The sequence below is a fragment of the Streptomyces harbinensis genome, from assembly GCF_900116145.1.
GTDB lineage: Bacteria > Actinomycetota > Actinomycetes > Streptomycetales > Streptomycetaceae > Streptomyces > Streptomyces carpaticus.
Map to the genome: position 1 here is coordinate 268,861 of NZ_FPAB01000004.1, position 24,564 is coordinate 293,424.

General features: G+C 73.8%; 16 protein-coding genes, 1 tRNA gene and 1 pseudogene. 8 read left to right on the top strand and 10 right to left on the bottom strand.

What is annotated here, in order from left to right; all coding sequences use genetic code 11:
• Nucleotides 1-1,122: 1,122 nt before the first annotated feature.
• The 9 genes and pseudogenes from BM385_RS12670 to BM385_RS12710 form a co-directional block, all read right to left on the bottom strand.
• Nucleotides 1,123-2,211, bottom strand: a complete 1,089-nt coding sequence (locus BM385_RS12670; RefSeq protein WP_019432137.1) for a glycosyltransferase — start codon at nucleotides 2,209-2,211, stop codon at nucleotides 1,123-1,125.
• Nucleotides 2,208-2,900, bottom strand: a complete 693-nt coding sequence (locus tag BM385_RS12675; RefSeq protein ID WP_093843330.1) for a polysaccharide deacetylase family protein — start codon at nucleotides 2,898-2,900, stop codon at nucleotides 2,208-2,210. The genes BM385_RS12670 and BM385_RS12675 overlap by 4 nt, the downstream gene beginning before the upstream one ends.
• A 164-nt stretch (nucleotides 2,901-3,064) precedes the next feature.
• Nucleotides 3,065-4,696 (bottom strand): lipid II flippase MurJ, encoded by a 1,632-nt coding sequence (locus BM385_RS12680; RefSeq protein ID WP_254791536.1) that lies wholly within the window; start codon nucleotides 4,694-4,696, stop codon nucleotides 3,065-3,067.
• Nucleotides 4,693-6,120, bottom strand: coding sequence for an O-antigen ligase family protein (locus BM385_RS12685; protein WP_093843109.1), 1,428 nt, complete (start codon nucleotides 6,118-6,120; stop codon nucleotides 4,693-4,695). Before BM385_RS12685 ends, BM385_RS12680 begins: the two co-directional genes overlap by 4 nt.
• A gap of 2 nt (nucleotides 6,121-6,122) precedes the next feature.
• The gene (locus BM385_RS12690) at nucleotides 6,123-7,463 is read right to left on the bottom strand and encodes an exopolysaccharide biosynthesis polyprenyl glycosylphosphotransferase (RefSeq protein ID WP_259454209.1); all 1,341 of its coding nucleotides are present in this window, start codon (nucleotides 7,461-7,463) and stop codon (nucleotides 6,123-6,125) included.
• A 2,587-nt stretch (nucleotides 7,464-10,050) separates the two neighbouring features.
• Nucleotides 10,051-11,187: pseudogene (locus tag BM385_RS27785) on the bottom strand (glycosyltransferase); the annotation flags it as partial.
• Nucleotides 11,188-11,198: 11 nt separating this feature from the next.
• A complete protein-coding gene (locus tag BM385_RS12700; protein WP_037755279.1) occupies nucleotides 11,199-12,293 on the bottom strand; it encodes a hypothetical protein in 1,095 nt (364 codons plus the stop codon).
• A gap of 127 nt (nucleotides 12,294-12,420) precedes the next feature.
• Entirely contained in the window at nucleotides 12,421-13,404 is a 984-nt protein-coding gene (locus tag BM385_RS12705; protein ID WP_175542972.1) for a pyridoxal-phosphate dependent enzyme, read from the bottom strand.
• Between the two features lie 333 nt (nucleotides 13,405-13,737).
• A tRNA-Leu gene (locus BM385_RS12710) sits at nucleotides 13,738-13,824 on the bottom strand.
• Between the two features lie 345 nt (nucleotides 13,825-14,169).
• Here BM385_RS12710 and BM385_RS12715 point away from each other — a divergent pair.
• From BM385_RS12715 to pknB, 6 genes are all read left to right on the top strand, one after another.
• The gene (locus tag BM385_RS12715) at nucleotides 14,170-14,982 is read left to right on the top strand and encodes an FHA domain-containing protein (RefSeq protein ID WP_019432145.1); all 813 of its coding nucleotides are present in this window, start codon (nucleotides 14,170-14,172) and stop codon (nucleotides 14,980-14,982) included.
• Nucleotides 14,983-14,992: 10 nt separating this feature from the next.
• Nucleotides 14,993-15,505, top strand: coding sequence for an FHA domain-containing protein FhaB/FipA (locus BM385_RS12720; RefSeq protein WP_019432146.1), 513 nt, complete (start codon nucleotides 14,993-14,995; stop codon nucleotides 15,503-15,505).
• Between the two features lie 79 nt (nucleotides 15,506-15,584).
• On the top strand, nucleotides 15,585-17,078 hold the full coding sequence (locus BM385_RS12725; RefSeq protein WP_051131035.1) for a PP2C family protein-serine/threonine phosphatase: 1,494 nt from the start codon (nucleotides 15,585-15,587) through the stop codon (nucleotides 17,076-17,078).
• A 73-nt stretch (nucleotides 17,079-17,151) separates the two neighbouring features.
• Nucleotides 17,152-18,546, top strand: coding sequence for an FtsW/RodA/SpoVE family cell cycle protein (locus BM385_RS12730; RefSeq protein ID WP_019432148.1), 1,395 nt, complete (start codon nucleotides 17,152-17,154; stop codon nucleotides 18,544-18,546).
• Nucleotides 18,543-20,006, top strand: coding sequence for a peptidoglycan D,D-transpeptidase FtsI family protein (locus BM385_RS12735; RefSeq protein WP_093843113.1), 1,464 nt, complete (start codon nucleotides 18,543-18,545; stop codon nucleotides 20,004-20,006). Before BM385_RS12730 ends, BM385_RS12735 begins: the two co-directional genes overlap by 4 nt.
• Nucleotides 20,007-20,241: 235 nt before the next feature.
• Nucleotides 20,242-22,239, top strand: a complete 1,998-nt coding sequence (gene pknB, locus BM385_RS12740) for a Stk1 family PASTA domain-containing Ser/Thr kinase (RefSeq protein ID WP_093843114.1) — start codon at nucleotides 20,242-20,244, stop codon at nucleotides 22,237-22,239.
• 80 nt (nucleotides 22,240-22,319) lie between these two features.
• On the opposite strand, the gene BM385_RS12745 is transcribed toward pknB, so the two are convergent.
• The gene (locus BM385_RS12745) at nucleotides 22,320-22,895 is read right to left on the bottom strand and encodes a DUF5324 family protein (RefSeq protein ID WP_019432151.1); all 576 of its coding nucleotides are present in this window, start codon (nucleotides 22,893-22,895) and stop codon (nucleotides 22,320-22,322) included.
• A 171-nt stretch (nucleotides 22,896-23,066) separates the two neighbouring features.
• On the opposite strand from BM385_RS12745, the gene BM385_RS12750 reads away from it, so the two are divergent.
• Nucleotides 23,067-23,588: a peptidylprolyl isomerase gene (locus BM385_RS12750; RefSeq protein ID WP_019432152.1), complete on the top strand. Its 522-nt coding sequence runs from the start codon at nucleotides 23,067-23,069 to the stop codon at nucleotides 23,586-23,588.
• Nucleotides 23,589-23,678: 90 nt separating this feature from the next.
• On the top strand, nucleotides 23,679-24,563 hold the full coding sequence (locus BM385_RS12755; protein WP_019432153.1) for a rhomboid family intramembrane serine protease: 885 nt from the start codon (nucleotides 23,679-23,681) through the stop codon (nucleotides 24,561-24,563).
• Nucleotide 24,564 lies beyond the last annotated feature (1 nt).

Below are 24,564 nucleotides of genomic sequence, written 5' to 3' on the forward strand. Positions count from 1 at the left end.
CGCGGCCTCCGGGTACGACCGCGACCGGCGTCCCGGTGGCACCGCCCCGCACCGTCCGGTGCCCGCCCCGGGCACGGTCCTCCGTCCCGGCCGCCCCTGCGCCCGGGTCCCGCCGCCCCGTCCCGTGGGCGCCGCCGCGCTCCGGAGTCGATCCGGGCACCGGCGCACCGCCGGAGTCCGCAGCGGACACGGTCGTCGCCGCCTTCCCGGTCGTCCCACTCTGGACGTCATCGCTTCCCGCAGGACCGGACCCGGACTTCCTCCGGCCCTTCCCACCGCGTCCGCCCGTCACCTCGGCGGCACCGCCCGGCACCGGGCGCACAGTCGGGCCGTGCTCGGCGGCGGGCCCGACGTCCATCGGCCCGTTGTCCCGCAGTGCCCGCGCCGCAGGGCTTTCACTTCCAGTACCGCCGGCTCCCGCCCGACCGCTCTCCGACCTGCCCGCCGCCGCCCGTGCGGGTCCCGTTCCGGCGACGTCACCGGGCGACTTCCGGCCTCCCCTGCCACGTCGGCCTGCCCGACCCGCCAGGCCGGCAGCGGCACCCTCCGACTCCGTGACCGACAGCGCCCCGTCCACAGGGGCAGCACCGTCACCCGCCCGACCGGTCACCGCCGCCCCAACGCTCTCCGACCTGTTCGCCGCCGGCCGAGCGGGTCGCGTCCCCGCCGCCTCAGCACTTCCCGCAGGATTGGGCCCTGGCTTCCTCCGGCCCTTCCCCCCGCGTCCGCCCGTCGCCCCAACCACCACCGGGCCGTGCTCCGTGGCAGCCCCGGCTACCTCCGAACCCGTGTCCGGCAGTGCCTCGTCCGGAGGACTCCCACCGTCACCCGCCCGACCGGCCACCGCCCGACCGATCACCAGCGTGCCCGCCTCCCGCGCAGGCCCGTCCGCGCCGTCGCCCCCTCCCGCACCACCGGACCCGGGCGCCCCCCGCCCCGCCGCTTCCGCCGCCGCCCCGCGCACCGCGCCCTCCGCGCTCCCGGTGACCGCCGCACCCGGCATCCCCGTGCCCGCCGCCTCCGAACCCGCCGCCTCCGAACCCGGCGGAACCCGCTTCGCCACCGCCCCGCAGCCGGCCTTCGGGCGGGTTGTCGCCTTCGCTCTCGTCTTCGCCTTGTGTCTCATCGGCTCTGCGCCCCTTCGTACACATCCATCAGTCGCCCGGCCGCCCGGCCGATGTCGTAGTGGCGTACCGCCTCGGGGACCGGGAAGCGGTGCGGGGCCCGGTCGAGTTCGGTGCGCAGCGCCGCCCGCAGGGCTCCGGCCCCCGGCGCCACCCGGCGGGCGCCGGGGGCCGCCCGGGGCGGGAGTTCGTCGATCGCCGGACATGTCACGTGCAGCACCGGCAGCCCCGCCGCCAGGGCCTCCAGCGCGGCGAGCCCGAAGGTCTCCTCCGTCGACGCGGACACGAACACATCCATCGCCGACAGCACCTCCGGCACCGCGCACTCCCCCGGCAGCAGCACCCGCCCGGCCACGCCCAGCTCCGCCGCCAGCCGTTCCAGTCCGCCGCGCAGCGGCCCTTCGCCCGCCAGGACCAGCCGCACCTCGTCCGGCAGCCCCGCCACCGCCCGTACCAGGTCGGGGAATCCCTTGCCCGGCACCAGCCGCCCCACCCCGCCCACCAGCACCGCGTCCGCCGGCACGCCGAGGCGGGCCCGTACGGCGGCGCGCGCCTGCGGGTCGTACCGGAACCGTTCCGGGGCGATGCCGTTCGGGACGACGTGGATGCGCTCCGCCGGCACCCCCCACTGCCGCAGTCGCCCGGCGACCGTCCCCGAGACCGCGACCGTGGCCCGTCCCAGCCGTTCGGTCGCCAGGTAGAGCGCCCGGGTTCCGGGCGTCAGCGGACGGCCCTCCATCACCCGTTCCCCCAGCGAGTGTTCGGTGGCCACGACCGCCCGTACACCGGCGAGCCGGGCGGCGATCCGTCCGTACACGCACGCACGGTACAGATGGGTGTGTACCAGGTCATATCCGCCGCGCCGGATCAGCCGGGCCAGCCTGGGCACGGCGCCCAGGTCCCGGTTGCCGGCCATGCCCAGGTGCGTCACCCGGACGCCGTCGGCCCGCAGTTCGCGCGCCACCGCTCCGGGGTTGGTGAGGGTGACCACGTCGCTGGGCAGCGGCAGCCGGGTGAGCAGGGCGCGCAGCTGGCGTTCCGCTCCGCCCACCCCGAGGCCGGTGATGATGTGCAGGGCCCGCTTCACGCCCCGGCCTCCACCGGGCGGCGGCGCAGCGGGTGCAGCAGCCGCTTCAGGCGCAGCCGGGCGGTGCCGTCCGACTGGCCGACGTGGATCCGGGGCAGGGCGTGCCGGCCGGTGAGCGGTCCGGGGTCGATGGCGCAGGCGTACGCGTAGCCGGCGTCCCGTACGGCGGCCACCGACCGATCGTCGACGGTGCCGTAGGGGTAGCAGAACCCGGCCGGTTCGCGGCCGGTGAGTTCGGCCAGCCGGGCGCGGCTGTCGGCGGTCTCGGCGCGCAGCGTCGCGTCGTCCAGGTCGGGCAGGGCGCGGTGCAGCAGGCCGTGCGAGCCGATCTCCATACCGGCGTCGGCGGCGGCGCGGATGCCGGCCTCGTCGAGGAGTTCCCTGCGGGGGCCGAGTTCGTCCCACTCGTTCTCGCCGCCCAGCCGGCCCGGCAGGACGAACACGGTGGCCGTGAACCCGTGCCGGCGCAGCAGGGGCAGGGCGTTGCGGGTGAAGTCGGTGTAGCCGTCGTCGAAGGTGAGCGCGACAAGTCCGCCGGCGTCGCCCGCGTCGTGCGCGGCGAGCAGTTCGGCGGCGGAGACGCCGCGCAGGCCGCGGGCGCGCAGCCAGTCGAGGTGGGTGCGCAGCCGGTCGGGGGTGACGGTGATGTTGTACGGGTCGGCGGCGGTCACCGTGACGGAGTGGTACATGAGCATCCACAGGTGACGGCGCCTGGCGGGTCCGGCCGCGCGCTCCGGCTCGGTCTCCGGCTCGGTTTCCGGCGTGTGCTCCGGCTCGGGAGCGGGGCCGTGCGGCCCCTCGGGGCCGGGTTCCGGCCCGCGTCCCGGTCCGGTCAGCAGGTCGTCGAGTGAGGTCATGGTGTGGCCTTCGGCTTTCGTCGGACGGCGGACAGCAGCGTCACGGCCTCCGGGACCCGCAGGGCTCTCGCGCAGGCGGCGAAGACCGCCGCTGTCACCAGGGCGGTGAGGAGGGTGGACAGTGGCGCGGAGGGGATGCGGGCGGCGGTGGCCCAGCCCGCCGCGGTGGCGGCGAGGGCGGCCGGGAGCAGGCGGCCGAGCCCGGCCATGACGGCGGCCGGGTCGATGGGGACGACCCGGCCGGCGAGGCCGCGCATCAGCAGCAGGGCGGTGGCGGTGATCCCGGCGGCGTTGGCGGCGGCGATCCCGGGGGCGCCCCAGTACCGCACGGCGACGCTGCCGGCCACCACCGTGATCGCCAGCCCGACGCCCATGGCGGCCAGCGGGAACCAGACGGGGCGGGCGGCGGAGAAGAACGGCCTGATCAGCGCGCCGACCAGGGTGTGGCCGAGCAGGCCGAGCGCGTACACCCGCATCACGGCGGCGGTGGCGGCCGTCGACTCCGCGGTGAACACACCGCGCTGGAAGAGGACTTCGACGAGCTGCGGGGCGCAGGCGATGACGTACGCCGCGCCCAGGGCCGCCACGATGCCGACCAGCAGCAGATCGCGTTCCACCCGCCGCCGCGCCGCCTCGGTGTCGCCCTCGGCCAGCGCGCGGGCGACGAGCGGCAGGGTGACGGTGGGGATCATGAGGGCCAGCACCATGGGGATCTGGCCGACTTTCTGGGCGTAGTTGAGGTGCGAGATGGCGCCGGGGGTGAGCGAGGAGGCGAGGAAACGTTCCACCAGAACCTGGGCCTGCCGGCTGAGGGCGAACAGCACGATCGGCGCGACGAGCGCGAAGGTGACGCCGAGGACGTACGGGCGGCGGGTGCCGTCGGCGGCCGTACGCCGGGCGGCGCGCCAGTCGGCCCAGGCGGCGCGGACCGGGAGGGTGCGCAGGAAGAACGGCAGCTGGAGCAGCACCATCAGGACGCCGCCCACGGCCACCCCGAGGGCGGCGGCGCGCACCCCGAATCGGCTGTGCAGGGCGAGCGCGGTGGCGATGATGCCGATGTTGTAGCCGATGTAGATGGCGGCCGGGGCGAGGTAGCGGCGGTGGGCGCGCAGGGCGGCGCTGAAGTAGCCGGCGATGCCGAAGGTGAGCACCGTGACGGCGGTCAGCCGGGTGCAGTCGACGGCGAGGGCCGGGTCGGCGAGGCCGGGCGCGAGCAGCCGTACCAGCAGCGGCGCGGCGAGCGCGGCCAGCGCGGCGGCGGCGGCGAGGCCGAGCAGGACGCGCGGCAGCGAGCCGGCGAGGAGCCGGCGTACGGCGTCGGGGTCGGCGGTGCCCCGGGCCAGGGCGACGCTGAACGCCGGGACCAGCACCAGGGCCATGGCCTCCTCGATCAGCAGGGTGGAGGCGAACTCCGGGATGGTCCAGGAGACGAGAAAGGCGTCCGTCGCACTGTCCGCCCCGAACAGTCGTGCGATCATCTGATCGCGCAGCAGCCCGAACAGCGCCCCGCCCGCCGCCAGGACGGCCGTCAGCCCCGCCGCGCGCGCGACGAACCGCTGCCCCCGGTCCCGGCCCGGAGCCGGCCGCGGCGCCCCCGCCGGCTCCCGTACCTCCGCCGTACCGCTCATGACGGCCGCCCCACGGGGTCGGGCTGCCGCTCGGGCCGGGCCGTCCCGCCGGGCGGGACCGCCGCATCCGGCCGGGCCGCCGGCTCGGACCGGAGCGCGGGCTCAGGCCGCAGTGCCGGCTCGGGCCGGAGCGCCGCCGGGGCCAGCGCCCACCACGCCACCAGCCCGAACGCCACCGCCGTCAGCACGGTCGTCGGCCCGCCGATGTCCGCGTACACGAAGTTGACGGTCAGCCACACCATCAGCCCCGTGGCCAGCAGCCCCCCGTCCACCGGCCCGCAGCGCCGCAGCCGCAGCACCGCGCCCAGCAGCAGCGCCGCCCAGCAGCCCACCACGGCCGCCGCGCCCAGCAGCCCCTGCTCGCTCAGCAGCAGCAGATACATGTTGTGCGGCGACAGCAGCTCCTGCACCTGGAACTCCGCGCCCGCGCCCGCCGTGTCGCTGCCCGCCGACAGGGCCAGCGAGGCGTGCGTGTCGCGGTACTCGGCGAACCCCCTCGGCCCCACCCCCGTCCAAGGCTCCAGCCGCCACATCCCCAGCGCCGCGTCCCACATCGCGTACCGGTCGATGACGGACTGGTCGGGGGTGCCGGTCACCTGCCCGATGCTGGTGAGCCGGTCCGCGACCGCGTCCGAGACCAGCGCCGCCCCGCCCACCAGCAGCGCGCCGCCGCACAGCAGCAGCGCGAGGGTGCGGCGGGCCCGGCGCCACCCGGCGATCAGCAGCACCGCGCCCACGGCGGCGCCGGTCGCCAGCCACGCGCCCCGGCTGAACGACACCGCGAGCGGCACGCACAGCGCCCCAGCACACCCCAGCGCCACCGGCCGCCACCAGCGCGGCGCGCCGGGCGGCGGCACCAGGCCCAGACAGAGCGCGGCGATGATCCCGTACGAGACCACCGTGGCCATGCCCATCACGTTCAGCGGACCGAACGTGCCCACGGCACGCACGTTCTCGCCCATGTACGACGCGCCGGTGCCGGTGGCGTACTGCACCACCCCGACCGCGCCCTGCACCAGCGCCAGCCCGACCACGGCGACAGCGACCAGCCGCACGTCGCGGCGCGAGCGGAGCAGCAGCACCAGGGCCAGCGGCACCAGGACGAACACCTGGAGGTACCGCAGGAACCCCGGCAGCGCCGCCGCCGGGTCCGGGGCGGCGACGGTGACGACCGCGAACGCCACCGCGGGCACCCCGAGCACCGCCGCCGCCCCCGCGCCGAGCCGGGGCGCGGCCGGCCGGCGCCGTACCAGCGCCACCGCGCAGGCCACGACCAGCGCCAGCGAGGCGGCGTCCGCCGGGGTGACGCGGGTGGTGACCGGCAGCGCGAGCAGCACGACGGGGAGCACGGCGAGCAGGACGGTGCCGTGCGATCCGGCGGCGCGTACGGACCGTACGGCCCGGGCCGGGAGGGCGAGAGCCACGCTCAGCTCCCTCCGAGGCGGAAGCAGGAGGCGGTGGTGCGCAGCATGATGCGCAGATCCGCCCACAGCGACCAGGTCTCGATGTACAGGTTGTCGAACCGGGTGCGGTCCTCGATCGAGGTGTCCCCGCGCAGCCCGCTGACCTGGGCGAGGCCGGTGAGCCCGACCGGCATCCGGTGGCGGTCGGCGTAACCGGGGTACGTGCGGCTGAACTCGTCCACGAAGTGCGGGCGTTCGGGGCGCGGGCCGACCAGGCTCATGTCGCCGCGCAGCACGTTCCACAGCTGCGGCAGTTCGTCGAGCGAGGTACGGCGCAGCAGCCGGCCGACCGGGCTCATGCGGTGGTCGCCCGCGATGGTCCAGCGGGTGGCGGCCTCCTGCTCGGTGTCGGGGCGCAGGGTGCGGAACTTGAGCATGGTGAACGGCTTGCCGTCCTTGCCGATGCGTTCCTGGCGGAAGAGGACCCCGGGGCCGTCGGCCAGCCGGACGGCGAGCGCGCAGCCGCCGAGGACCGGAGCGGCGAGGAGCAGCGCGAGGCCGGAACCGGCGATGTCCACCGTCCGTTTCAGCAGGTCCGCGCCGGGCGGGCGGCGTTCGGGCGGGTCGAGCCGCCGGCAGGTGTACCCCCACAGGTGGGTGGCGGCGGCCGGGAACCACAGGGGTGGTTCGGGATCCACCAGCCAGACCGTGACGCCGCGCTCCCAGCAGCGGCGCAGCGGGGTGGTGTCGTCCTGGGCGCGGGTGAAGACGACGGCGCGGACACCGCCGAGGGCGGCGTCGAGCCGGTCCGGGTCGACGGGGCCCGCGGGGCGCATCCCGTACTCGGGGTGCTCGGCGAGCATCGCCGCGACCCGGCGGGCGGCGGTGCCGGTACCGACCACCAGCGTGCGGCGCGGACGCTCGCGCACGGCGGCACGGCGCAGCTGGTGGACGGCGCCCCGGCCGGCGGCGGCGAGCAGCGGTACGAGGAGGAACGCGAGCCCGCCGCCGCTCACCAGCCAGCCCAGCAGCCCGTGCCCGGCGAGCCGGGGCAGTTCGTCGAGGGCGGCGGCCATGGGGGTGGGGCGGTACAGGCCGGCCCAGGCGTTGAGGGCGAGAAGGACGGCGAGGACGACGAGCCCGTGCAGAAGACCGCCACCGAACACGGCGGCCAGGACGACGGCGAGAACGTCCGCACCGAGCAGCAACCCGGCGACCCCGGGCCGCCACCGCCGCCGGGCGCCGGCGGCCGGCGGCCGGCCGGGGCGCCGACCGGCGGGGGCCGGCACAGCGACGGGGGCGGGGGCGGCGGGGGTGTTGGGTGAGGTGGAGGAAGCGGAGGCGGAGGCGGCGGAGGTGGTCACGGGAGCAGCAGCCGCAACCTCCTGGACCAGCGGCACGCCCGGCTGCGCCGGGGCGGCCGGTGCAGCCGACGCCGGCCCTCCCGCCGACGCGGGTCTGCCCACCGAAACACCCGGGGCAGCAGGGGCGGCCGGGGTCACCGATGCGGCCGACGCGGCTGGCGCGGGATTCCCCACCGATGCACCCGGAGTGGCGGTGGCGGCCCCTGCCGCTGATGTGGCTCTCCCCATCGACGCATCAGGCAGAGCCGAGGCAGCCGGTGGCACCGAGGCGATTGGGGTGGTCGGGGCGGTCGAGGCAGTTGGGGCGGTTGGGGCCCCCGATACCGCCGCTGCGGCCGACGCCACTGCCGCGGTGCTCCGCACCGACGCACCCGGAATTCCCGAGGCCACCGGTACAGCCCCGGCGGCGGAGGCCAACCTTCCCGCCGACGCGATTCTTCCCACCGACAGACCCGGTCCGGCCGGCGCAGCCAGTGCAGCCGGGGCGACCGACACAGCCGGTGGCACCGAGGCCAACGATGCGCCCGGTGCGGCCGACACGGCCGACGCCGCTGGCGCGGGATTTTCCACCGACGCGCCTGCTGCGGCCAAGGCCAACGGTGCAGCGGAAGCGGCGAAGGCCGCTCCTCCCGCCGGTGCGGCTCTTCTCACCGGTGTACCGGGGGCGGCCGGAGCCGCCGGGGTAGCGCGCCCGACCGGGGAGACAGTCGCGGTCCGCGCCGATGCCACGGGCGCCATTGCGGTCGCCGACAGGGCCGAGGGCACGGTGATCATCGTTCCGGCCGATGTCACCGACGACGCCACGGCGGTTCGCCCAGCGGAAGGCTCGGGCACCACCCTGTGCACCACCGCTGCCGGTGCCGCAGACGTCCCAGGGGAGGGAGGAGTCACGCGAGCGCTCGGCGCGCCCCTCTCCACCCGGGGTCCCGCAACGGCCGAGTCGGTCGGCCCCACGGGCGGTGCAGGCACGGGCCTTCCCGCCGAGGCGACAGAGGCCACCGATGCCGCAGGAGCAGCCGAAGTCACACATGCGCCAGGTGTGACCCTTCCCACTGGCGCAGCAGAAGCCACCGCACCAGCCGCACCCACCGCAGGCGCGGACGGAGCGCTGGGCGCCGACACGGCCGCTGCCGTGTGCCCTGCCGAGGGCGCGGGCGCTGCTCCTCCCACCGGCACCACGGGCACCGCCGCCGCATCCGAGGAAACAGAGCCGCCCAACCCAGCAGATTCCCCCGACACCGTTCGCATCTCCGAAAGAGCAGGCGCCGCTCCTCCCACCGCTGCCACGGGCACGGGGCCTGGGTCCGAGGAGACAGAGCCATTCGTCCCAGCAGATTCCCCCGACACCGTCCGCCCCGCCGAAGGCGGGGACGCCACTCCTCCCACCGGCACCACGGGCTCGGGCCCTGCGTCCGAGGAAACAGAGCCATTCGTCCCGGCCGATGCCCTCGGTGCTGTGTGCCCCGCCGCAGCCGAAGGGGCGGGCGCCGCTCCTCCCACCGTTGTGCCCGGGCCCGCCGGCCAGGCGGGGAGCGGGGCGCAGGCCCGGGCGCCGTTCTCGGGTGCGCTGACGCTATCCGTGGACATGCCCGCCCCCGTCCGCCGTCGTCGCCGACCGGACAGCGCCCGGTTCCTGGGGTGCTCCGACCGTCAGGGGGCAGCTCACGAATCCGCGATGCGTCGGCAGCGCGGGCACGGCCGTGGTGGCCGGACCGGCCACCTGGCGCGGCTCATCGCCCGCCGGTAGCGGCGGCACACCGCCGGCCACCGTCCGGTCATCGGACGGGACGGGCCGATCGGCCCGTCCGGCCGCCGGACGCAGGTCGTCATCGGCAGACACCGGTGACACGCCCTCAGCGGCCGGCCGACTCCCGGCCCTGGCAGTCCGGGCCGCCGGACCTGCTACCCGACCCGGCTCGCCCCCCGCCGCCACCGTCGCGCTGCCGCTCCGGACTGCTTCGCCGGTCACCGGACGCGGCTCAGCACCGGACGCCGGTGGCGGCGCACCGCCGGTCTCCGCCCGGACATCGGACGGAACAGCCGGATCGCGCCCGGCCATGAGCCTCCGCTCCGTACCCACCGGCACCAGCGGCGCATCGCCGTTCACCGCCCCACCGTCGAGTTGGACAGCCGGATCCCGCCCAGCCACCAGCTCCGGCTCCGTCCCCACCGGCACCGGCGACCCACCACCGGACGGAACAGCCGCATCCCGCCCAGCCACCAGCCCCGGCGACGCACCGCCGACCGCCGCCCGCCTGCCCCCCTGGGCGGTCCCGGCTGCCGGACCATTCTGAGCACCGTGGGCACCAGCGGCGCCCGGGACGGCCCGAGCCGCCGGCTCCGTCCCGCCTCGCGCCGCCGGGGCGACCTCACCGGCCGCCCGCGTCGCCGCTGGCACCGGAGCCGTGCCGGGACGGCGGATCGTCGGCCGGTCGCGGTGCTCCGCACCGCATCCGCCGCCTGCCGGGCGGCGCGCGCCGCCCCGCGCCACGGCCCGCAGCAGCCCCCGGGTGGCGCCCCGGGCACCCTCCGCAGCCCCAGCCCCAGCCCCAGCCCCGCGCCGCCCACCGGCCCGGGGCCGTGCCCGTACCGTCTCGTACAGCTCGCGGTACGCCTCCGCCGTCGCGTGCATGTCGAAGCCCGTCCTGGCGTGCGCCTGCGCCGCGCGCGCCAGCGCGCGGCGGCGGTCGGGCGCCGTCAGGAGTGCGGTCAGCGCGCGGCCCAGCGCGGCCACGTCGCCCGCCGGGACCAGGCATTCGGCGGCCTGGCCGGGCGCCAGGCTCTCCCGGGCCCCGCCCACGTCGCTCAGCAGCACCGCGCGCCCCACGGCCATCGCCTCCAGCGGGGCCAGCGCCATCCCCTCCCAGCGCGAGGGGAGGACCACCAGGTCGGCCGCCGTGTACCAGGGCAGCGGGTCCTCGGTGTGGCCGGCGAACAGCACCTGCCGGGGGTCGGCCGCCGCCGTCAGCCGGGCCCGCTCGGGGCCGTCGCCGACCAGTACCAGCCGTGCGCCCGGTACCCGTTCGGCCACCCGGCGCCACGCCGCGAGCAGCAGGTCCTGGCCCTTCTGCCGGCACAGCCGTCCCACGCACACCACCAGCGGCGCACGCTGCGGCACCCCGTGCACCGCCGCGAGTGCCGCGCGCGCCTGCCGCCGCTCGACCTCGCCGGCCGCCGCGAACCGTTCCAGGTCGATGCCGTTGCGGATGACCGCCCACGGCGCCGCGATCCCGGCGCGCAGCCCCCGCTCGCGCTCCGCCTCGCTCACGCACAGCACCCGGTCCGCCCAGCGCGTCCCGAACCGCTCCCAGCGCACCGCGAGCCGGCGTGCCGTTCCCTCCGCCGCCTCGAAGGACCAGGCGTGCGGCTGGAACACGGTGGGCACCCGGCCGCGGAGCGCGAGCCGGCCCGCCAGACCGGCCTTCGCGCTGTGCAGATGCACCACGTCGGGGCGCACCGCGCGCACGGCGCGCGCCACGTACGCCGCCTCCCAGCCGAGGTTCGCGCCCGGTTCGCGTCCCGCGACCCAGTCCAGGACGTGCGCGCCGGCCGCCCGCGCCGCCGCGCTCAGCGGGCCGGCGGGCGGGCACAGCAGCGCGGTGCGCGTCCCGGCAGCCGTCTGGGCGCGCACCAGGTCGGTCACGACCCGGGCGACGCCGCCCTCGGTGGGCTGCGCGATGTGCAGCACCGTCGTCACCGTCGTCACCGTCGTCAGCTTCGTCATCGCCTCCCGCCTCACTCGCGCGCCGCGGCGTCGGCCTGGAGGAACACCGCACCGAGCTGGTACGGACGTGATCCGCCGGTGAAGCGCAGTTCGAGTTCGCCGGGTCCCGCGGTGAGCGCCTGCCGGATGTCCAGGACGTTGGAGTCGTAGCCGAGGGTGTTGAGGTGGGCCGGGTCGCGCGTGGTGACCGGGCGTCCGTGGTCGGCGATGGTCGAATCCAGTGCCCGGTGCCGCACGACCGCGCCGCCGCCACCGGTGTCCCGGACGGTGAGCCCGTGCCCGTTCGCGGTGCGCTCCCCGTGGTAGCCGACGACGCCGGCGCTGCCCTGGGCGCCCGGGGTGACCGCCAGGCCGTCCACGGTGATCACGACGTCCTGGGACGGTCCGTCGACCGACTCGAAGCCGTCCCACAGGACGAGTTCGCGCAGGGGTTCGGCCGGGTTCTCGTAGGCGACGACCAGCGTCCAGCCGCCCCAGGCGCCCATGTCCGAGTTGCCCATGGCGACATTGAGCTGGGCGACGGTCCAGGCGCCCGGCTCGGACCAGCGGACGAGTTCGGTGATATCGGCGGAGGCGGAGAATCCCTGGTGGGTTCCGGCGTCGCGGTGACCGACCAGCGAATCGGCGCGGATTTCCTTGTAGTTCCCGCCGGGTTCGGCGATCAGGACCCGGTCGTTGTCGGCCGGGTCCTTCTGTTCACCGACCCGCAGATTGGCGCCCCAGTACAGCCGTGCGTAACTCACCCGGGAGCCTTCGGGCAGCCGCAGTTCGGCGCTGGAGGAGTTGTAGGTGTTGCGGTCGGAGTCGATGTCGATGTACGTCATCTCGTACTGGCCGCTGCGCCCGCCCGCACCGTTGCGCTGCACGTCGGCACAGGCGGGGGCGGTGATGACGACCGCTTCCCCGCAGGTGATGACGGAATTGGCGGCCCGTGCGATACCGCCGTGCTGGACGGCGCGGTACCGCTCGGTGAACGGTACGGATTCGGCTTCCCCGCGATCGGACGGCGCGGGAACGGCGGTGTGCTGGGACACCGTGACGGACAGCAGGAACGCGGACAGCACACAGACTGCCGCGCGTTTCCCGAACCCCACAGAAAAGCGCATGACCCACCTTCCCAAACCATCTTCTGACAGGCGGTGAAAACCATGACAGAAAACAAAAGGGAAAGCACGTAAAACACACGGCGTTGAACGCACGAAGCGACTCTAGGATTTACATACCATCGGCCCTTTAGGCGAGGGTTCCCTCGGTGTTCAGCAGGACCACCGACCCCGGCCCGGCCACCTCCGGGGCCGCCCGCCAGGCCGCGAGGGACGCCGCCCCGCACGGGCCGGCGTCGATGCCGCGGCCGGCCAGCTCCCGGGCCGCCGCCGCGGCCTCCGCGTCCGTCACCGTGACCGCCGCGTCCAGTCCACCGCGCAGATACGGCCAGGCCAGGGCCGAGGGCGTGCCGCAGTTGAGACCGGCCATCGCCGTCAGCCCGGTGCGTACCGTCGTGGGCTCCCCGGCGGTGAGCGAGGCGAGGACGCAGGCGGCGGTGTCCGGCTCCACCGCCAGCAGCGCCGGACGCGGGGCGTCGGCGGGCCCGGAACGGTAGTGGGTGACGGCGGCCTGGGCCAGCGAGCCGACGCCCACCGGCACCACCACAAGACCGGCCGGGGCCGCCCCCGCCGCCGCCAGCTGCGCGTCGATCTCGGCGAACAGCGTGGCGTACCCCTCCACGATCCGGCCGGGGATCTCCTCGTACCCCGGCCAGGCGGTGTCCTGCACCAGCAGCGGGCCGGCCGACCGGGCGCGGGCGACCGCCGCGTCGTAGTCGCCGTCCACCCGGATCACCCGGGCCCCCTCGGCGGCGATGGCGGCGGCAGCGGCCGGGTGGACGCCGCGCGGCACGTACACCTCCACCGGAACGCCGCGCAGCCGCCCCAGACGCGCCACGGCCCGGCCGTGGTTGCCGTCCGTGGCGGTCACCAGCCGCTGCGGTGCGCCGCCCGCGCGGTGCAGCGCCCACGAGGCACCCAGCACCTTGAACGCGCCCAGGCCCATCCGCCGGGACTCGTCCTTGACGAACACCCCGCCGTCCAGCCGCACCAGCGGCGTCTCCCGGTAGCCCGGCAGGCCCCGGTGGAAGGCGCGCACCCGCGCCACCGGCGCCGGATCGCAGTGCCAGGCGCGCGCCGCCGGGTTCCGGTACCGCCGTTGTCCGCCGTCCATGCCCGTCATCATCGGCGCCGCGCGGGCCGCCCGCCAGGGCCGCCGCCCGGCCGGGCCGCTCGTGCGGGTGAAACCTCCCGCGCGGGAGCCGGTACGGGGGCGGAGGCGACCGGGGCGGAGCGCGGACCGCCCCGCCGCCCCGGTCGCCTCCCGACGCGGCCCCGAACCGTGATCCGGTGGACCCGCGCCGTCCACCCCCAGGAAACTTCCGTGGTGTAAATCACACCGGCAGCTCGCCGGTTCTCCGACTACGGAGCGCAGTCGGATCGCCCCGCCCACACCCCCACACAGCGAAGCGGCCGGCATCGTGATTACGATGCCGGCCGCTCCGACTGGTGCGCGAGGGGGGAGTTGAACCCCCACGCCCTTTCGGGCACTGGAACCTGAATCCAGCGCGTCTGCCTATTCCGCCACCCGCGCATTGGGTGTTGCCGCCTTGTTTCGCTGGGCGTTGGCCCCTGGCGACGAACAGAAGGCTAGCACGGTTCGGGCACCGCTCTCACCTCGGTGATCCGCGCCCCCGCCCCGCACCCCCGCGACCCCGGCCCACGGCCGTAATCCCTCCCCATCCCTCCGCAGAACCTTCGCGCATGCGGGACACTGTTCTCTGCTCCCCTTTACGATCCCGGGGGGAGCAGCGGCGTGGGTGCGGGCCCCTTCCCGGAGCCCCGGCGGGAACCACCTGATCGTCTCGCGCGTGGATACGATCAGTAAGCACTACCGCGCCGAACCGCAGGCTGTCGGGACACCGGAAGGAGGTGCGTCATGGGAGTCTTGAAGCGTTTCGAGCAGCGCCTCGAAGGTCTCGTCAACGGCACCTTCGCCAAGGTCTTCAAGTCCGAGGTGCAGCCGGTGGAGATCGCCGGCGCTCTCCAGCGCGAGTGCGACAACAACGCCACCATCTGGAACCGTGACCGCACCGTCGTCCCCAACGACTTCATCGTCGAGCTGAGCGGCGGCGACTACGACCGGCTGGCCCCGTACTCCGGGCAGCTCGGCGAGGAACTGGCCGGAATGGTCAAGGAGTACGCCAAGCAGCAGCGCTACACCTTCATGGGCGAGATCAAGGTCCATCTGGAGAAGTCGCCCTCCCTGGACACCGGCCTGTACCGGGTCCGCAGCCGCACCCTGGCCGCCAGCAGCAGTGCGCACGGCCCCAGCTCGCCGACCTTCGGCGGCGCGGCCCCGATGAGCCCGCCGCCCGGTGCCCCCGCCTACCCCGCACCCCCGGCCGGGGCGCCCCCGGTTCCCGCCGGGCCGCCGCCCGGCGCCGGTGCCGCGGCCGGTTCCCGGGGCACCCTGCGCCGCTGGGTGGAGATCAACGGCACCCGCCACCAGATCTCCCGTCCCACGCTGGTGCTGGGACGCAGCACCGAGGCGGACGTCCGGATCGACGACCCCGGGGTCTCCCGGCGGCACTGCGAGATCCAGGCCACAGAACCGGCCACAATCCGGGACCTGGGCTCGACCAACGGCATCGTGGTCGACGGGCAGCACACCAAACGCGCTACGCTCCGCGACGGCTCACGCGTCGTCGTGGGCAGCACCACCGTCATTTACCGGCAAGCCGAAGGGTGAAGCGGGGGCAATGTCAGAGCTGACCCTGACGGTCATGAGGCTGGGCTTCCTGGCCGTGCTGTGGCTGTTCGTGATCGTCGCCGTACAGGTGATCCGCAGCGACCTGTTCGGTACCCGCGTCACCCAGCGCGGCGCCGCCCGCCAGAGCGCGCCGCCGATGCAGCCGCGCAGCCGGCAGCAGCAGCCCCAGCAGGGCAAGTCCGGGCGGGGCGGGCGGCAGCGCCGCGGTGCCCCGACCAAGCTGGTGATCACCGAGGGTTCCCTCACCGGAACCACTGTCGCCCTCCAGGGCCAGACCATTACGCTCGGCCGGGCACACGACTCGACGATCGTGCTGGACGACGACTACGCCTCGGGGCGGCACGCCAGGATCTACCCCGACCGCGACGGCCAGTGGATCGTCGAGGACCTCGGATCGACCAACGGCACCTATCTTGAGCGCGGCCGGCTGACCAGCCCGGTACCGATCCCGCCCGGAGCGCCGATCCGGATCGGCAAGACGGTCATCGAGCTGCGGAAGTAGGGACGGCCACCATGAGGACCGGGACGACCGGAGAGCGGACAGCGTGTTCGGAGCCCCGGAACAGGCGGGTGAGGTGAGCATGACACTGTCCCTGAGATTCGCCGCCGGATCACACGTCGGCATGATCCGCGACCACAACGAGGACTCCGGCTACGCCGGGCCCCGCCTGCTGGCCATCGCGGACGGCATGGGCGGCCAGGCCGCCGGCGAGGTCGCCTCCTCCGAGGTGATCTCCACCCTCGTCCAGCTGGACGACGACATCCCCGGCTCGGACATCCTCACCTCCCTCGACTCCTCGGTCCAGGGCGCCAACGACCGGCTGCGCGCCATGGTCGAGGAGGACTCCCGGCTGGACGGCATGGGCACCACGCTCACCGCCCTGCTGTGGACCGGCCAGCGGCTCGGCGTCGTCCACGTCGGCGACTCCCGCGCCTATCTGCTGCGCGGCGGCGAGCTGACCCAGATCACCCAGGACCACACCTGGGTGCAGCGCCTGGTCGACGAGGGCCGCATCACCGAGGAGGAGGCCACCACCCACCCGCAGCGCTCCCTGCTGATGCGGGCGCTGGGCAGCGCCGACCACATCGAGGCCGACCTGTCGATCCGCGAGGTGCGCGCCGGCGACCGTTACCTGGTCTGCTCGGACGGGCTCTCCGGCGTGGTCAGCCACGACACCCTCCAGGACACCCTCGGCACCTTCCTGCCCCCGCAGGACACCGTCCGCGACCTCATCGAGCTGGCGCTGCGCGGCGGCGGCCCCGACAACATCACCTGCATCGTCGCCGACGTCCTGGACGTCGACACGCAGGTGGGCGACACCCTCGCCCAGCAGCTCTACGACGCCCCGCAGATCGTCGGCGCGGTCGCCGAGGTCCAGGCGCAGACCGGCGGCGACGCCCCGGCCACGCCCGCCTCCCGCGCGGCCGAGCTGGGCCGGCCGCAGCCCGGCACCGCCGGGGACGGGACGCCCGGCGCCGGCCCCGGCGGGGTCCCGCCCGGCACCTTCGGCGCGTTCACCGACGACGAGTACGTACCGCAGCGGCCCCGCCGCCGCCCGTGGCGCACCATCAGCCTCTCCGTCCTGGCGCTCGCCGTCCTCGGCGGCGGCCTGTACGGCGGCTACCGCTGGACGCAGAACCAGTTCTACGTCGGCGCCAACGGTGACCACGTCGCGCTCTTCCAGGGGCTCAGCCAGGACCTGGGCCCGCTCAGCCTGTCCAGCGTCAAGGAGGACCACCCGGAGATCCCGCTGGACCTGCTGCCCGACTACCAGCGCAACCAGGTCGAGGGCACCATCACCGCCGCCGACCTGGCCGAGGCCCGCACCCGCATCACCGAACTCGGCGAGCAGGCCGACGCCTGCCAGGCGCTCGCCGACCAGCGCGCGGCCATCGAGGAGGCCGAGCGGGCGGGCGAACAGGACAAGCAGGACGCCAAGAACGAGACCACCGACCCCGACACCCCCCAGGACCCGGACGCGGCCGACCCCGGCGAGGGCGGCGAAGCGGCCGGACCCGAGATCCCGACCCTCACCGAACGCCAGCAGCAGCTCGCGCGGCAGTGCGCGTCGTAGCCGGCGTTCCGCGTAAGCGAGGCCCGTATCCGCCCGCGCGGTACGGCCTGGCGCGACCCAGAGACCTGAAGCGATGAGCACCAGCAACACCACCGTCTCCACCGGCGGGCTGCCCAGCCGCCGGAACACCGAGCTGGCGATGCTCGTGTTCGCCGTGCTCATCCCCGTGCTGGCCTACGCCAACGTGGGCCTCGCCAAGGACGGCTCCGTCCCGGCCGGCACCCTCCAGTACGGTGCGGGCCTGGGCCTGATGGCCGGCGTCGCGCATCTGGTGGTACGCCGCTGGGCCCCGTACGCCGATCCGCTCATGCTGCCGATCGCCACCCTGCTCAACGGCATGGGTCTGGTGCTGATCTGGCGGCTCGACCTGGAACCGCAGATCACCACCGCCAAGCTCGGCGGGGCGATGGCGCCCAACCAGCTCATGTGGTCGGCGCTGGGCGTGGCGCTCTTCCTCGGGGTGCTGATCTTCCTCAAGGACCACCGGATCCTCCAGCGCTACACCTACATCTCCATGGTGGTCGCGCTGGCCCTGCTGATCTCCCCGCTGTTCTTCGGCGAGGTCAACGGCGCCCGGATCTGGGTCACCATCCCCGGGGTCGGCTCGCTCCAGCCGGGCGAGTTCGCCAAGATCGTGATCGCGGTGTTCTTCGCCGGCTATCTGATGGTCAAGCGGGACGCGCTGGCGCTGGCCTCGCGCCGCGTCCTCGGCGTCTATCTGCCGCGCGGCCGTGACCTGGGCCCGATCCTGGCGATCTGGGCCGTCTCGCTGATGATCCTGATCTTCGAGACCGACCTGGGCATGTCCCTGCTGTTCTTCGGGATCTTCGTGGTGATGCTGTACGTCGCCACCGAGCGCACCAGCTGGATCATCTTCGGTCTGCTGCTGTCGGTGACCGGCGCGGTCGCGGTGGCCTCCATGAACAGCCACGTCGGCCAGCGCGTCGACAACTGGCTCAACCCGCTGGCCCTGGGCTCCAACGGCGGTGTCACCGAGACCGCCCAGTCCATGTACGCCTTCGGCTCCGGCGGGCTGTTCGGCTCCGGGCTCGGCCAGGGCTACTCGCGCCTCATCGGCGGTATCGCCACCAAGTCCGACTACATTCTGGCCACCGTCGGCGAGGAGCTGGGCCTGGTCGGCCTGATGGCCGTCATCCTGCTCTACGGGCTGCTCATCCAGCGCGGCATGCGCACCGCGCTCGCCGCCCGCGACCCGTTCGGCAAGCTGCTCGCGGTCGGCCTGTCCGGGGTCTTCGCCATCCAGGTGTTCGTGGTGGCGGGCGGTGTGACCGGGCTCATCCCGCTCACCGGTATGACCATGCCGTTCCTCGCCCAGGGCGGCTCCTCCGTCATCGCGAACTGGGCTTTGATCGCGCTCCTACTTCGGATCAGCGACACTGCACGACGACCCGCACCCGCCCCCGCGCCCAACACGGACGTCGAACAGACACAGGTAGTACGAGTATGAACAAACCCATGCGACGCGTCGCGGTCTTCTGCGGCCTGCTCATCCTCGCTCTGCTGGTCCGGGTCAACTGGGTGCAGTTCGTCCAGGCCGATGAGCTCCAGACGGACGCCAACAACCGGCGCGTCCTCATCGAGCGCTACGCCCACCCGCGCGGCGACATCATCGTCGAGGGCCAGCCGATCACCGGCTCGGTCGAGACCGACGACAACGACTTCACGTACAAGCGGACCTACACCGACGGCGAGATGTGGGCGCCGGTCACCGGCTTCGCCTCGCTGTTCAACACCACCCTGCTCGAAGGCATCTACGACTCGATCCTCACCGGGGACGACGACCGGCTGTTCTTCAACCGCACCATCGACATGCTGACCGGCAAGGACCGCACCGGCGGCAACATCATCACCACCCTGAACGAGGACGCCCAGCGCGCCGCGTTCGAGGGCCTGGGCGACAAGAAGGGCGCGGTCGCCGCGATCGACCCGCGCACCGGCGCGATCCTCGCGCTGGTCTCCACGCCCTCCTACGACCCCTCCACCTTCACCGGCAACACGGTCGAGGACAGCGAGGCGTGGACGGCGCTCCAGAAGGAGAACAACCCCGACGACCCGATGCTCAACCGCGCGCTGCGCGAGACCTACCCGCCCGGCTCCACCTTCAAGGTGGTCACCTCCGCGGCGGCGCTGGAGCACGGGCTGCTCGACGGGGTGGACACCAAGACCGACTACCCCGAGCCGTTCATCCTCCCCGACACCCAGGACGTCCCCCTCGACAACCTGATCAAGGGCCGCTGCGAGGACGCCTCGCTGCGCATCGCCCTGGAGGACTCCTGCAACACCGTCTTCGCCGGCATCAGCAACGAGCTGGGCAACGAGAAGATGATCGAGACCGCCGAGTCCTTCGGCTTCAACGAGGAGATCTTCACCCCGGTCCGCGCGGTCGCCAGCCAGTACCCGGAGGACAACCGCCCGCAGAACGCCATGGCCGGCATCGGCCAGGCGTCCAACCGGGCCACCCCGCTCCAGATGGCGATGGTGGCCGCCGCGATCGCCAACGACGGCAAGCTCATGCAGCCGTACATGGTGGACCGGCTCGACGCCCCCAACGCCAATGTGATCGAGCAGACGGAGCCGGAGGAGATGAGCCGGCCGCTGTCGCCCGAGAACGCCCAGGCGCTCCAGTCGGCCATGGAGTCCGTGGTCGAGGACGGCACCGCCTTCAACGCCAAGATCGACGGGGTGAAGGTCGGCGGCAAGACCGGTACCGCGCAGCACGGCGAGAACAACGCCGACATCCCCTACGCCTGGTTCATCTCCTACGCCATGACGGACAACGGCTCCCCGGTCGCGGTGGCCGTCGTCATCGAGAACGGCTCCGACGACCGCTCCGAGGTGGGCGGCAACGCGCTCGCCGCCCCGATCGCCAAGGACGTCATGGAGGCCGTCCTGGCGGGCCAGAATTGACCGCACCGTGACAACCGCGCCCACCCGTCACACGTCATACACATGACCGGCCCGTACCAGGCCCTTCCCGGCCGGACGCGATACCGGTTGCGTATCAGCGGACGGCCGGGAGCCGGGCGCCCGGCTCGCGGCGGGTACCGTAAGCCAGAGCTTGGACCCCTCGTGCCCGAGGGCGGGGGACCCCAGCCGGGCCGACCACAGGTGCGGCCGGGATCGAACGGAGAGGGCAGGAATCATGGATGAGCCGCGTCGCCTCGGCGGGCGGTACGAGCTGGGCCATGTGCTCGGTCGCGGTGGCATGGCCGAGGTGCATCTGGCCCATGACACCCGTCTCGGCCGTACCGTCGCCGTCAAGACCCTGCGCACCGACCTCGCCCGTGACCCCACGTTCCAGGCCCGGTTCCGCCGCGAGGCGCAGTCGGCCGCGTCCCTGAACCACCCCGCGATCGTCGCCGTGTACGACACCGGCGAGGACTACGTCGACGGCATCTCCATCCCGTACATCGTGATGGAGTACGTGGACGGCTCCACCCTGCGTGAGCTGCTGCACTCCGGCCGCAAGCTGCTGCCCGAGCGCGCGCTGGAGATGACGATCGGGGTGCTCCAGGCGCTGGAGTACTCGCACCGCAACGGGATCGTGCACCGCGACATCAAGCCGGCGAACGTGATGCTCACCACGTCCGGCCAGGTCAAGGTGATGGACTTCGGAATCGCCCGGGCCATGGGCGATTCCGGCATGACGATGACGCAGACGGCCGCGGTGATCGGCACCGCCCAGTACCTCTCCCCGGAGCAGGCCAAGGGCGAGACGGTCGACAATCGCTCCGATCTGTACTCGACGGGCTGTCTGCTGTACGAGCTGCTCGCGGTCCGGCCGCCGTTCATCGGGGACTCCCCGGTGGCGGTCGCCTATCAGCATGTGCGCGAGGAGCCGCAGCCGCCGAGCGTCTTCGATCCGGAGATCACCCCCGACACCGACGCCATCGTGCTGAAGGCGCTGGTCAAGGACCCGGACTACCGGTACCAGAACGCCGACGAGATGCGCGCCGACATCGAGGCCGCCCTGGACGGCCGGCCGATCTCGGCCGCGCTGCCGGTGGGCGCGGGGGCGTACGCGTACGACGACCGGCCGACGACCGCGCTGCGGGCGGCCGATCCGCAGACCGCGATGATGCCGCCGGCGGACGGCGGCGGGTACGACGACGGCTACAGCCGGGCGGACCGGCGGCAGCGCAAGAGCAATCTGTCGACGATCCTGCTGGTGCTGGCCGGGGTGCTGGTGCTGATCGGCGCGATCTTCATCGGCAAGGCGCTGTTCGCCTCCGATCCGCCGCCGAGTTCGCTGACGGTGCCGGATCTGGCCGGACTCACCCTGGAGGAGGCCCAGCGGCAGGCGAACGGCATCGACCTCAAGGAGGGCGACAGCAAGCCCTGCGAGGAGGCCGAGGGCACGATCTGCGAGACAGATCCGGCGGCCGGCGAGGAGATCGAGCGCGGTGACACGGTGACCGCGATCATGTCCGAGGGCCCGGCGCCGATCGAGGTCCCGGATGTGACCGACAGCTCCTACGACGACGCGAAGGCGGAGCTGGAGGAGGCGGGCTTCACCGACATCCAGCAGGCGACCGAGGTCAACGCGAACGTCGAGCCGAACACGGTGCTCTCCCAGGACCCGAGCCCGGGTTCCGAGGTGCAACCGGACGAGACCATCACCCTGACGGTGGCGGTGGCGCCGGACACGGTGGCGGTGCCCGATGTGGTGGGCAAGACGTTCGACGAGGCCAAGGGGATTCTGGAGGGCGAGGACTTCACGGTCACCCGGGTCAACCAGACGGACGACTCGCGCCCCGAGAACACGGTGATCAGCCAGTCGCCGGGTGCCGGGAACCAGCACACGCCGAGCGGCACCGTGACGCTGACGGTGGCGATCCCGTCGCAGAACGAGCAGCCGGAGCAGGTGGAGATCCCCGATCTGAACAACCAGCCGCTTTCCTCGGCGCGCGGCACGCTGGAGGGCCTGGGGCTGCGGGTGAAGGTCGAGGGTCACGACACGGAGTCGGCGCAGGTCGTCGCGACCAACCCGGGCGCGGGCACCAAGGTGGACAAGGACACCGAGGTCATCGTCTACACGTGGGACCCGGGCGCGGGCGACCCGGGCGGCAGTGAAGGCGGCGACAACGGGAACAACGGCAACGGCAACGGAGGCTGGCCGTTCGGCGGCGCCGGCGGCTGACGGCCGCGCGACGGAGACGGGTGAGGGCCCGGCGGACACGATGTCCGCCGGGCCCTCACCCGTCTCGTTCGGCTCGCCTTCTAGGAGCGGGAGGCGGGGTCCCCGTCCAGGACGTCGGGTTCGCCGGTCGCGGTCGCCGCGTCGCCCTCGGTGGGCGGGCTGGGCTCCATCAGCCAGTCGGGGCTGGACTGGCTCTGCCACCAGCGCCAGGCGAGCACCGCCACGCCCACGGTGAGGCCGGCCACGCCGACCCGCCGCATCCGGCGCCGGCGGCGCGCGGCGCAGCGGCGGCGGTGGACGACGTGCTGGATCTCCTGGGGGGTGACCTGGCCGCGCAGCGCGGCCAGCGCCGCGGCGGAGCGGGAGGCCGCCTCCTGGGAGGCGGGTCCGGCCGCCGCCATGGCCGCCTCGATCCGGGGACCGGCGATCTCCCGGGTGCGGATGGCCGCGATCCTGGCCCGCTCGGCGGCCCGTACGGCGGCGGCGTCGACGCCCTCGGGGAGGTTCTGCCGGGCCTGGGCGAGCCCCTGCTGGAGGCCGTCGCGGGCATATCCGGCCGCGCGCTGGGCATGCGGGGCCATGTACGAGCCGGCGTCCCTGGCGTAGCAGGCGGCCTGGTCGCGCAGGGACCGGACCCGCTGGGATGTGTGGGGCATTCGTCCTCCTCCGTACCGCTTTACTGTGATAAACGACCTTCTCACCACTTGTGTGGAAATCATGCCGCCTGGGGGAGGTCTCAGCACGCGAAACGGGCATCCGGGCGCACGGTGTGTCGCCGCCGCATGGCAGGATCGTTGACCGTCACTGACGTAAACGGAAGGTACATCGTGGCTGAGCAGCTGTACGCCACCCTGAAGACGAACCGCGGCGACATCGAGGTGCGGCTCTTCCCGAACCACGCGCCGCAGACGGTGCAGAACTTCACCGAGCTGGCTCAGGGCACCCGTGAGTGGGTGAACCCGGAGACCGGTGCCAAGACCACCGACAAGCTGTACGACGGCACGGTCTTCCACCGCGTGATCAGCGGCTTCATGATCCAGGGCGGCGACCCGCTGGGCAACGGCACCGGCGGCCCCGGCTACAAGTTCAAGGACGAGATCCACCCCGAGCTGGCCTTCACCAAGCCGTACCTGCTGGCGATGGCGAACGCCGGCCCGGGCACCAACGGCTCGCAGTTCTTCATCACCGTGTCCCCCACCACCTGGCTGACCGGCAAGCACACCATCTTCGGTGAGGTCACCGCCGGCCAGGACGTGGTCGACGCGATCGCCACCACGGAGACCAACCCGCGCACCGACCGCCCCGTCAACGACGTGGTGATCGAGTCCGTGGTCATCGAGAACCGCTGAGGCGCTCCCCGTACCTCGGGAACCATTGAGGCCCCCCTGTCCGTAGGATCAGGGGGGCCTATCCATGGTGCCGGGACCCGAGGGGATGTCATGACGGAGCAGCAGGGGCAGCAGCAGCCCTCCGGTCTGGCCGTCTGCTATCGCCATCAGGACCGGGAGACCGGGATCCGCTGCACCCGCTGCGAGCGCCCCATCTGCCCGGACTGCATGATCTCGGCCTCGGTCGGCTATCAGTGCCCGGCGTGTGTGCGGGGCGCCTCGGCGGCCGGCCGGGGCAGCGCGCCGCGTACGCTGGCCGGCGGTGCGCTGGTGGCGGACACCCGGCTGGTCACCAAGATCATTCTGGCGCTCAACGTGGCCGTGTTCATCGCGGTGCTCTCGGCGGGCGACCGGCTGGTCACCGATCTGGGCATGCTCGGGCACGCCTGGGACCCCTCGCGCGGCGGCTGGGACTTCATCGGCGTCGCCGACGGCGAGTGGTACCGGATGCTGACCTCGGCCTTCCTGCACCAGGAGATCTGGCATGTGGGATTCAACATGCTGGGGCTGTGGTTCCTGGGCCCGCAGCTGGAGGCGGCGCTCGGCCGGCTCCGGTTCACCGCGCTCTATCTGATCTCGGCGCTGGCCGGCTCGGCGCTGTCGTACGTGCTCGCGGCGCCCAACCAGCTCTCGCTCGGCGCCTCCGGGGCGATCTTCGGCCTGTTCGGCGCGACCGCGGTGCTCATGCGCCGGATGAACTACGACATGCGGCCGATCGGCATCCTGCTGGCGATCAACCTGCTGATCACCTTCACCTGGTCGGGCATCGCCTGGCAGGCGCACATCGGCGGTCTGGTGGCGGGCGCGGCGATCGCGTACGGGATGGTGCACGCGCCGCGCGCGCGGCGGACGCCGGTGCAGGTGCTGACCTGCGTGGCGGTGCTGGCCGTCATCGTCATCGCGTGCGTGGTCCGCACCCAACAGCTGGTCGGCTGAT